10 protein-coding genes are annotated in these 11,087 nt (G+C 47.3%); 3 read left to right on the top strand and 7 right to left on the bottom strand.

Annotated features, from left to right (window positions below):
- The 3 genes from PMI05_RS10580 to PMI05_RS10570 all read left to right on the top strand — a co-directional run.
- Positions 1-600: spore germination protein (locus PMI05_RS10580; RefSeq protein ID WP_007721017.1), on the top strand; the 600-nt coding region annotated here is incomplete at its 5' end.
- 50 nt (positions 601-650) lie between these two features.
- Positions 651-1,694: a Ger(x)C family spore germination protein gene (locus PMI05_RS10575; RefSeq protein ID WP_238543279.1), complete on the top strand. Its 1,044-nt coding sequence runs from the start codon at positions 651-653 to the stop codon at positions 1,692-1,694.
- Between the two features lie 21 nt (positions 1,695-1,715).
- A complete protein-coding gene (locus PMI05_RS10570) occupies positions 1,716-2,849 on the top strand; it encodes a GerAB/ArcD/ProY family transporter (RefSeq protein WP_007721012.1) in 1,134 nt (377 codons plus the stop codon).
- Positions 2,850-2,853: 4 nt separating this feature from the next.
- Here PMI05_RS10570 and PMI05_RS10565 read toward each other — a convergent pair whose 3' ends face one another.
- The 7 genes from PMI05_RS10565 to nikB are packed head-to-tail and all read right to left on the bottom strand — an operon-like array spanning position 2,854 to position 11,087.
- Entirely contained in the window at positions 2,854-3,618 is a 765-nt protein-coding gene (locus tag PMI05_RS10565) for a LamB/YcsF family protein (RefSeq protein WP_007721010.1), read from the bottom strand.
- A gap of 4 nt (positions 3,619-3,622) precedes the next feature.
- Positions 3,623-4,630 carry a biotin-dependent carboxyltransferase family protein gene (locus tag PMI05_RS10560; RefSeq protein ID WP_007721008.1) on the bottom strand — a complete coding sequence of 336 codons (1,008 nt, stop codon included), beginning with the start codon at positions 4,628-4,630 and terminating at the stop codon, positions 3,623-3,625.
- Positions 4,631-5,380 (bottom strand): 5-oxoprolinase subunit PxpB, encoded by a 750-nt coding sequence (gene pxpB, locus PMI05_RS10555; RefSeq protein WP_039960581.1) that lies wholly within the window; start codon positions 5,378-5,380, stop codon positions 4,631-4,633.
- A gap of 31 nt (positions 5,381-5,411) precedes the next feature.
- Positions 5,412-6,059: a pyroglutamyl-peptidase I gene (gene pcp, locus PMI05_RS10550; protein WP_007721004.1), complete on the bottom strand. Its 648-nt coding sequence runs from the start codon at positions 6,057-6,059 to the stop codon at positions 5,412-5,414.
- The gene (locus PMI05_RS10545) at positions 6,031-9,231 is read right to left on the bottom strand and encodes a M14 family metallopeptidase (protein WP_007721003.1); all 3,201 of its coding nucleotides are present in this window, start codon (positions 9,229-9,231) and stop codon (positions 6,031-6,033) included. The genes pcp and PMI05_RS10545 overlap by 29 nt, the downstream gene beginning before the upstream one ends.
- Before the next feature lie 12 nt (positions 9,232-9,243).
- On the bottom strand, positions 9,244-10,155 hold the full coding sequence (locus tag PMI05_RS10540; protein ID WP_007721002.1) for an ABC transporter permease: 912 nt from the start codon (positions 10,153-10,155) through the stop codon (positions 9,244-9,246).
- The gene (gene nikB, locus PMI05_RS10535) at positions 10,152-11,087 is read right to left on the bottom strand and encodes a nickel ABC transporter permease (protein WP_007721001.1); all 936 of its coding nucleotides are present in this window, start codon (positions 11,085-11,087) and stop codon (positions 10,152-10,154) included. Before nikB ends, PMI05_RS10540 begins: the two co-directional genes overlap by 4 nt.

Raw genomic sequence — 11,087 nt, 5'->3', positions numbered from 1 at the left:
CCTGCCTATACGGCGGTTCTCACTTTTCATTTGGAAATGATTCCGCAAGACATGCTGGCTCCGATTATTTTATCGAGGAAATACGTCCCGTTTCCCCCCGTTTTAGAGGTACTTTTCTTGGAGCTGACGATCGAGTTCTTACGAGAAGCAGGTGCAAGGCTCCCGACCAAAGTCGGACAGACTCTTGGAATCGTGGGTGGAATCGTCATTGGTCAAGCATCTGTAGAAGCAGCCTTGACCAGTAATATATTGCTGATCATCGTTGCTCTGTCGGCGCTTGCCTCTTTCACCACCCCCATTTACAAAATGTCAAATACGATTCGTTTCCTGCGTTTTCCGCTTATTATTTTGTCTGGAATTTGGGGCGGGCTTGGGATTGCCATCGGTCTCATGTTCATGCTGACTCATCTTCTTCAGCTTAAATCGTTAGGAACACCTTACCTGGCTCCGCTTTACCCTTTTCGCAGACGCAGCTTCGCGGACAGCTTCATTCGCTCTTCCTACAGCAAAACGGCTAAAAGGTCTGCTGTTATGCGCGTCATCTCGCAGTGGAGATACGATCCTGACAAGGCCACTCAGAAAAGAGACATTGATGAATAGATGAAGGAGCCATCGAGGAAACCATGGTTGCAAAGAGGAAATGGATACTAGTGTTATTGATATGGATCATGGCTGGCTGCTCTTCAACTCGAATTGTCAGCGAAGTACAACTGATTCATTCACTGGGTCTCGATCTCGAAGACCAAAAAATAAAAGGGGCAGCCATCACTCACATATACGGAAAGGAAAAGACTCAGGTAGAGCTGTTGGAAACAAGAAGTTCGAATTTATTTACGATCCTCCCTGATTTTAACGCCCTCACCCCTTCTCAAGTGGAGCTAGGGCAATTGCGCTCCGTCGTTGTCGGGCGGAATTATGCCAAAAACGGAGTGGAAACGCTGGTACATACGCTTTGCCGCGATCCCGCTATCGGTTTTCGCCTTCAACTCGCTGTGGGGGAACCAAAAGCATTGACGATTTTGAAAGGCATGCGCCATATGCAAGTTCCTTTTTTCATCTCCGATAGTGTCGCTCAAAATATCAAAACGCTGAATTTGCCCAAGACCAACCTGCATATTTTCTTGTTCAATTTATACGGCGAGGGCCGTGATCCTTACCTTCCCTATTTCGTGATGCATAATGACAGAGTGAAGCTGGATGGTCTCGCGCTTTTTCGAGATGACAAATTCGTGCATCGCATCAATTCGAAAGAGAGCTTTTTGTTAAAAATCATGGTCGAAAAAGCCAAGAGTGGTCAAATTCCATTTGAAGTGACGATAAACAATCGAAAAGAATCCGGACTGTTGAAAAATCTTCATTCCCATGCCGCATTCACTATCAATACGGCAGAGCCTGTCCCCAGCATTATGGTAAAGCTCACGGTAAATGGGCAAATCAAAGATTATTCGAAGTGGCTGCAATTATCCAATCCACAAGTCCTATATCAAATGGAAAAAGAACTTTCCTCGTACCTGCAAAAGGAGGCGACGAGCTTTGTGAAGCATTTACAGAAGCTTGAAGTTGATCCGGTTGGATTTGGGGATTTGGTTCGTAGTCGAAGCGCTTCATGGAACTACTCGCACTTCAAAAAGATTTATCCAGAGATGAAAATCGCCGTGACGGCCTCAATCAAGCTGGAGCAGACAGGGGAGTAACGAATAACCAGGAGGGATCAGGTGAGTACTTCCATTCGGGAAAGCGCTATGGTTTCACCTTTTTTTGTATTCTTTCTCGTGCATGCCAATATCGTGGGGGTCGGGATATTAGGGTTTCAACGGACAATCGTAGCCCATGCTGGATACGATGCCTGGATCTCCCTTCTACTTGCAGGGGCAAGCATCCATCTCATTGTTTGGATGCTCTATTCCATGTTGAATGCGGGCAGCCATGATTTGTTCTCCATTCACGAGCTCTGCTTTGGAAAATGGCTAGGCAAGTTGATGAGCTTAGTCGTATTGATCTACGTCTGGATGGCTGCTTTTCTCATCTTGCGTTCTTACGTCAGTATTGTGAAGCAATTTATTTTCCCTCTCATGCATACCTGGAGCACGACGCTGATTATCTTGCTCCTCATTCTGTACATTGTCGCTGGTGGTTTTCGCACGGTTACGGGCGTCTGCTTTTTCGGTGTGGTGATTCCGGCGATTTTGATGCTTCCTTTGTTTCTATTCCCATTCGAGTACGCTCACCCGAATAACTTGTTCCCGATGTTTTCGCATAACCTCCCCTCCTTATTCGCGTCTGCCAAAGACGCTGTCATCAATTATATGGGCTTTGAAATACTGTTCTTCTACTACCCATTTATCAAACGAGCGGCTCACTCGCAAAAATGGGCCCACGCTGGCGTTCTTTTCAGCACGCTCCTGTATGTAGCCGTCGCTATCGTAACATTCCTCATGTTTAGCCATGGTGAACTGGATAAGATTATTTGGCCGACCTTGACCATGCTCAAAATCGTCGAAATTCCGATTTTGCAGCGACTGGAGTTCATTGTGATATCACTTTGGCTCTTCGTGATTTTGCCAAACATCTGTCTCAATCTATGGGGGGTTACCCGTGGAATGAAACAGATATTTGGCATCAGTCAAATCCGGGCCCTTTTGCTTCTCCTAGTCTCTTTGGCAATGGGTTCCTATCTGATCGAAGGTACGACTCCTTTGCTCTTGGCACTCGATTTTTACGGGAAAGTTAGCATCGTTTTCATTTATGTCTATATCCCGCTGCTGTTCTTGCTCTTCCTCCTCTGGGGGAAAAAGCGAAGTACCACAGGATACCAGACTCCCGGGGCGGAAACAGAAAAAGCCCGATAGATGTCTATCGAGCAAATCGTGCTGCGATTGTAATGCCTGCTCCTGACAAAGCTGCTCGGATGCTCTGCGCGAATTCCAGCGCATGGGCACCGTCGCCGTGAATACAAATGGAATCGGCCTGAATTGGGATGTCCACGCCTTGCTGGGTCAGGACGAGTCCCTCGCTTACCATACGAATGACTTGTTGAAGGGATTGCTGTTGGTCCGTAATCATCGCATTCGGCTGACTGCGCGGTGTCAGTGTGCCATCCTGCTGATACGTACGGTCGGCAAACACTTCGTGCGCCGTAGCAAGACCGATTTTTTCCCCTGCACGCGTCAACTCGCTTCCGGCCAAGCCATACAACACCAGTTCCGGATTTACTTTGTAGATGGCCAACGCGATAGACTCGGCCAGAGCGGATCTTGTAGCTGCCATATTGTACAAGGCTCCATGAGGCTTCACATGATGCATGACGCCACCTTCTGCCCGTACAAACGCTTGCAGGGCCCCGATTTGGTACACGACTAAATCGTACGCCTCTTCAGGGGAAATCTCCATGTTGCGGCGACCGAAGCCGACCAAATCAGCGAATCCGGGATGGGCACCGATTGCCACACCTGCCTCCAAAGCCATTTGCACCGTTTTCCTCATCGTCGCAGGATCGCCAGCATGGAAACCACATGCCACATTTGCAGAGGTGATAGAGGACAAAATTTCTTGATCGTTGCCCAACTGATAGGCGCCAAAGCTCTCTCCCATATCACAGTTTAGATCTACTATTTTCATCTTTTTACCTCCATCCCACGGTTACTTCGATACCAAGCTTGATCGCCTTCATCAATGAATCCCTCTCGAAAAGCGCCTTTTGAGCATCACGCAGAGAAATTTCTTGAAAGTGAATCTTTTCGCCTGGCCGCAACTGGGCGACGATCGGCAAATCTATCGTTGGCACATAGCCTATCTTCGGATAACCGCCAATGGTTTGTCTGTCTGCCATCAGGATAATAGGTTGACCGTTTGGCGGAACCTGTATCGTACCAATGGTGACCGCAGCCGAGATCAGTTCCATTGACTGCGTAAGTTCGAGCGCCGGTCCTGTTAAACGATACCCCATCCTGTCTGATTGAGTAGACACTTGAAAGGTTTGTTCGAAAAAGCTTTGACGACTCTCTTCCGAAAAATCTTCGAATTGCTCGCCTCGTATCACCCGCACAACCGCTTCTCCATTTTTTACAAGCGTACGAGAAGGAATAAACCAATTCGCTTGGTAGAAGGGAGCTGCTCCTGCCTTTTTTTCCAATTGGTTAGCGAGAAATTGGCTGAATGAACCTGGAGAGCTTTGAACTAACTTATCTCCTGCCGCAAGCATTCTACCCGCAAAGCCTCCGAAGCTTCCACGGAGATTCGTACTACGACTTCCCATCACAAGTGGCACATCCCATCCGCCTGCGACTGCGAGATAGGCGCGACAGCCTTCCTTGGCCAGGCCAAACTTCAAGATGCTTCCACTCCTGATCCAGACTGCTCGATTGGGCAAGACGGATCTATCATTAATCGTGACTTTGAAGTCACCACCACAAATGGCTATTAGCATGTCCTTCTGAAACAATAAGCTTGGACCTCTAATCGTCAGCTCCAGAACCGCATCCGTTTGTTGATTGCCAACTAACATGTTCGCAATCTGTACAGCTTGCTTGTCCATCCCCCCACTGACACTGACCCCATACTGCTGAAAGCCAAATCTACCTGTATCTTGAACGGTCGTGCAAAGTCCTGGCGTAATCACCTCTATACTCACTTAGTACACCTTCTCCCCGTAATCGTATTCCCGCTCGGAGATGGGACGGAAGCGAACTTTATCACCAGCGCACAAGAGACTTGGAGAACTTTCACCTGCCTGAAATAAGCTCAGTGGTGTTCTTCCGATAATTTGCCACCCACCTGGGCTCTCCATCGAATAAATACCTGTTTGCAATCCTCCGATCCCTACACTACCCTTCGGAATAGATAGTCGTGGCGAGGAACGTCGCGGCGTGGCCAGTCGCTCATCCATTCCACCGAGATACGGAAAGCCGGGAGCAAATCCGATCATGTACACCAGGTACTCTGTTGTCGAATGGATCGAAATCACTTCCTCTATACTAAGACCATTTTGTTTGGCGACTACCTCCATATCTGGCCCAAAGCTCCCACCATAACAAACCGGGATTTCTACCAGTCTGTACTCTTTAGAGTGAGTGTTGGAGATTTGCTGCGACATTTGCTCAAGAATAGCAACGGCACGATCGTATGGCAAAATATCATCGAGTGGATCGAAAAGAGTAATCGGATCGTAATAGACTGTAACAGTCGTAAAGCCAGGTACAGATTCGATCATCCCGGGGAAAGGATGCTCCTGTAGGTATTCAGAGAATAGGATGACCTTCTCATGGGTCTGTTGATCGATAACCTCTCCTAGTTTGACCATGACACCCGAGTCCCCAAGAGGAGAGAATTCATATCTAGGCAACGTTTTTCCCTCCATTTTCGAATATCGGCACTGCCACATGAATGGAAGGGAGGAGGTTTCCTCCTCCTGCTCAGCTAATTTGTCCGCCTTCCATGACAATATCCCGATCATTAGATATGGTCGTCTCGATTGCCAATAGCAAGCCTTTTACAATTGTTTCTAACGCCATGCTTGGCTGCCCTGCTTGCCTTACTGCCTGTTCAGGCAAATAAGGGATATGGATGAACCCTCCGCGTACGGAAGCTTTTTTCTCAGCAAGGTAATGCATCAATCCATAAAAAAGATGGTTGCACACATATGTACCCGCCGTCTGCGATATGGAAGCCGGAATTCCTTGTTGTTTTAACTCATGTACAATCGCTTTGATTGGCAATGTAGACCAGTAGCCAGTAGGACCGTTTTCCCTAATCGGTGTATCAATCGGCTGATTTCCTTCATTATCCGGGATTCGAGCATCATTGACGTTAATCGCTACACGCTCAACCGCAATATCTCCTCGTCCACCTGCTTGACCAATACATAACACGATGTCGGGATTCGTTTCTTCTATCGCTGCGTACAGATGTTCAATAGACTTTTCAAAAACTGTAGGAATTTGGCGTAGCTCTACTTTATACAAATCAGACTCGATTTTTCCCAGCTCTTTTACCGATTCCCAAGCAGGGTTAACCGTTTCTCCACCAAAAGGATCAAACCCTGTTACTAAAATGGTCTTCATGATTGCCTCCTCCGATCCGCATCGGTCTCATTCGTGAGAGTCGAATATGGGCTTGTCCGTACTGTCGCGAAACACGCCGCGGGCTGGATGCCACACACTTCATGACAGCACGATTAAAAACCTTATGTGTTTCTATGCAATCTCGCAATGCTCCTCCCGCGACCGTCTCATCAGCCGCTTCCGTTATTAAATCAAGCGTCACCCATTCAGGAAAACGAGAGAGTAAGGAAGGAGAGGTTCTGTTCGGCTTTGTAGGCCAACGATAAAACAAGAAATCTTGATCAGTAGGCAATGGGAAAATGGCGGGCTCCCAGTTATGTCCATACCGAATGTAGCGCTCGATAAAGCGTTTATTTTTGTTCCACAGACGCGGATGATGTCTCATCCCTTCCTCGGCTGCCTTTTGAATCGTATCAAGAGCGACAGCATGATGAGGATAGTCAGATCGCTCCATCTCGCGGCCAATTCCGTAAAAGAGTGAGATCGGCATCCAATAAGATACAGGGAATCTCGGCGGGCTATTATACCCTGCGAATGGTTGTGTCCATTCATGCGAAGGGATTCCGTGATCATCAATGATCACATCCGGCAACCAGCGATAAAACAGTTGGGGAACTACCCGCGATTCGCCAAAAACACTCGGCTGAAAACGGTGATTGGTATATTCTAATCCAACAGCATTATAACGGGCAGCATGATGCTTCCAAAATGGATTATCTTTGACGAGCTCTTGATGAAGTGCGACCCCATCCGGATTGGCAAATGGAATCACGACCAGATTGAAACGAGTAAGCCAATCCATTTTTTTGGTTATGAGCTCTGCCACCAGCTCACGTGCAGCAGGCATACTGGAAACCTCGTTTGGATGGTGTCCGGTTTCGAGCAAAATGGTTGGTTTATACAGAGATAGCTTGTGAGTTGATACGTATTTGGAAATCTGGGGTGCTGTTACCTCCACTGCAAAAATCGGCCGTCCTTCAAACGATTTCTCTACTTCCCACATATGTACAGACGGATGTGTAGCCAGCTCTGCCCATTCGCCCATATCTGGATGATGGTTTCGGAGTAGATAAGGAAGCGTCCGTTCTTCGATGCTGGTACTCTTTTCGTTCGTTCTCAGGATGCGTGCTTTTACAGGAGCAGATTGCTCTGCCTCGAAGTATAAATGAGTCGTTTTAATAGAGAAAGCTTGTTCTTCTTTATATTCTTTTACGCGAATGGTTGCCACTGGAGAGCTTGCTGGTTTGACCTTTACAAATGGTCGTACCGCCCCAGGAGAACTCCACGCCACTCCCGTTTTTCTTTCACCCAAATACGCATAGTAGTCCAGCGTATAAAAATAAATATCTTCATGCAACGCTTCTAACGACGATATTGTTTCTTCGTCTATGTCTAGCCGTTCTTCTTGTTCACTCATAGTGACGATTACCTCTATCGAATGAAAGAGCGGAATGTTTCCTTGATACGGCTCATTTTGTTTACATAACAATTCTTCCGTCAACTCAGGTAAAAATTGCTGCGTATAGAATTGCCAAAACTTCTCTCGATCCGTAGGAACCAAGAATTGTTCTTTTGTTGTTCCATAGGAGAAGAAGAGTCCTGACGTAGTTGGATAAGCTCGACTTTGCTCGTCGGCATACGGCACTGTGGATACAGGTACATCCAAATCCCATGTACCTAAGTGCGCAAGCCCGACTCCCCAAGCCTCGACTTGGTAAGTAGTCGGTAGGTTCTCATCCATCACGAATGATACTTGCGACAAGGACAATCCCAATTCTTTTTCCAACAACTGATCAACCGGATATAATTCTTGAAGCCATCGATGAGAAAGCTCCATCCCGCCTTCTCTTTCTTCTCGTTGGAAAGAGATCAAAATTCGTTCTACTCGTTCCCCTGTACGTACAAGAGACGGCAAAATCGTTTCTTTAATCCAGCACAAACCTGGTTTAAAAGCAGAGTGAATATGTACCGTACTATCGTTATCCGGAAGCAGCTCCGTGATTGCGCTCTTCCAGCATCGCTCCAGCGCACGTCGAATCTCTTTTGGTTCTGACAAAAACGCGGTGACCGCAAGCGGAGAAGATAAGCACCCGGCCGTCTCCTTTTGACTAACAATCGCGATCAACTGCTCATGAAACAACTGTTCTATCTCATTTCGTTCGCCCTGGTCTTTCCAAGTTTTCTCTATAAATAAGGGGAATTCCTTCTCTTTTGGCTCGTCTGATTCTTCCCATGCACCAAAAGTCCCCCCGAGTCGGTGCGAAGTGGCAGTCCCGAAATAATCAAGCGCCGCAACAATCGCTTGTCCTCCCCCTGAAAGCTGAATGACTCTTGTTGTCTTTTCTTTAGGGTCTGGGATTACTTCGACCACTCCACTTGCTAGAGGTGCTTCACAATTCATGTGTAAGGAAAAAGTGAGCTCCGCAATCCGATTTGCTTCTCCTGTGAGCGGGAAATGTATCCCGGTCGAGGCTAGACCAATCCGAGCTGCAAAGCGTGCGGCAGACATAACCGCCTCTGCAGTATGGATCCCTGTAAAAAATACATCTGTCCGACTCGTTAAATCCGTACGCCCTGCTTGATAGAACCCTGCCGTTGTCCAAAGCTCTGCCAGACTATCAAGTGGAGTTGGTCTCTCTACGATAGGACTTCCCTCATGCGAGTTCATCTGCGCATACTGGGGTATAGCCATTTGACAGACAGGTGAAGCATCCGCACAAACATATAGTTGAACTTCATGTAAAGAACAACGAATCCTTTCAATGTCGCCGAGTGAAGTCGTTGCAGGTGCTGAATCTGTCCAATATGCCGCCATCCAGCGCAGTAATCGGCTAAGACTCTCCTCGCTTCCACCAGCGAAAGCAATTCGATTGTTCCCTCGATCGAGAGTGCAGGACGCATCATCCACGTCGCAGGATGGCTCGATACATACTGTGCAAAGCCACTCACCACTTTTCGTGCTGCTAGCTACCATCGGTGAATCTTCCATACGAATGGTAGGCAGATCCAGCTCACTTGTTTCAAGGCCTAATCGGGCACAAAAATCAATGAATCCTTCTACGACGATTCCCGTTTGAAAACAGAAGGAAACAGACAATGAATCAGCTACACCGTCATTGTTTCGGTCCGCAACTAACCCTTTCGTTGTAAAAATATCACCTAGCCCTCTCATTGGTTAGCCCCCTTACACGCGCAGATTTGGATCTAGCTCATCACGCAACCAATCGCCCAGCAGGTTAATTCCAAACACCGTAATCATAATGGCGATGCCAGGGAAAGTAGCAACCCACCATGCCGTCTCCAGATAGTTGCGACCGTCTGCCAGCATGCCGCCCCATGTAGGAATCGAAGGGTCTACACCCAATCCAATAAACGTCAACGATGCTTCCAACAAAATATTGGTGGCTACATTTAACGTTGCCAATACGATGATCGAAGAAGAAACGTTTGGCAGGACATGTTTTCTGATGATCCGCAAATTCGTAGCCCCGATTGCTTTGGCAGCCTGGACGTATTCCATTTCTTTTACACTCATGACCTGGCCTCGAACCAGTCGCGCAAAGCCTACCCAGTTACTGATCCCCAGAACAAGTATGAGCTTCCATAGACCTGCCCCAAAGACCGTCATGACGATAATCGCAAATAAAATGAAAGGGAATGCCAGCTGCACATCTGCCAAGCGCATTAACAGATCATCTACCCAGCGCCCGTAAAAGCCTGCGATGAGGCCCAGAATCACCCCGATAACTAAGGAAATCAGTACGGATACGACACCAACCAATAACGATATTCGCGCTCCGTAAATGATTCGGCTCAGTAGGTCACGTCCTACCTGATCCGTACCTAGCAAATACTCGGATTTCCCCGTATCGTCCATCCACGAGGGAGCAACCAACCGTGCACGCAAATCAGCTTTATCAGGAGTGGATGGCGCAATTACCGGTGCAAAAAGTGCGGATACGACGGTAAGCATAAGCAAGAACATCCCCGTCATTGCCCACGGATTTCGAACGAATCTTCTGCCCATCTTGCTCCATTTTCCACGTTTTTTGATTGGTGGATTGGTCTGATTGTTTGTAACTGTCGCTGTCGTCATTCGCTTTTTCCTCCTCCCTGCCTAATACGTGGATCAATAAAGCCATAACTGATATCAACCAACAGGTTCACGAAGATCATCAAAAAAGACAAGATAATCACAGAGCCTTGAATCACTGGAAAGTCACGTTGCGATATCGCATCAATCAGCATACGCCCGATACCTGGCCATGAAAAAACTTGCTCAATAATCACGGTACCGCCCAACAACGTTCCAAATTGCAATCCAATAAAGGTTACCGTTGGGATTAATGCGTTTCGTAAGCCATGCTTGATGATGACAAGCCATTCCTTGATCCCTTTGGAACGGGCCGTATTGATATATTGCTGATTCATTACCTCCAGCATGGAAGAGCGAACTAATCGAGCCAAAATTCCTGACAAGATGAGTCCGAGTGCAACGGAAGGCAGAACCAAATACTCCAGACCTTCATAACCAGAAGCAGGAAACCAGCCCAGCTTAACGGCAAATATGATGATTAACATAATCCCTAACCAAAAGTTAGGAAAAGAGATTCCTAGCAATGAAAAAATGCGTCCGAAAAAGTCAGCTACGCTGCCTCTGTAAACAGCGGAAATGATACCTACTGGAATCGCAATCAACAGGGCGACAAACATTCCCCCGAAAGCAAGCAGCAAAGTTGCTCCCATCTTCTCCTTCATCATGTCGATCACGCTCTCACCCGTTCGGAAAGAGGTGCCAAAGTTACCGGTAAACATATCTTTTAAATAAAGCCCGAACTGTACATAAACGGGCTCGTCTAGACCGAGATTTTTCCGAAGCTCAGTAATTGCCTCTTTGGTAGGCTCACCTGCTTGAAACATGATCGAGACTGGGTCACCAGTCATTCGCACCAGGACAAAAATGACAAGAGTAATAGCAAGAACGACAAAAACACTATGTAGTAGACGTCTAATTAAAAAGGCTGCCAT

The organism is Brevibacillus sp. BC25 (genome assembly GCF_000282075.1).
Classification (GTDB): domain Bacteria; phylum Bacillota; class Bacilli; order Brevibacillales; family Brevibacillaceae; genus Brevibacillus.
The sequence above is the reverse complement of the archived record's forward strand: the minus strand, read 5'-3'. Positions and strand labels throughout refer to the sequence as shown.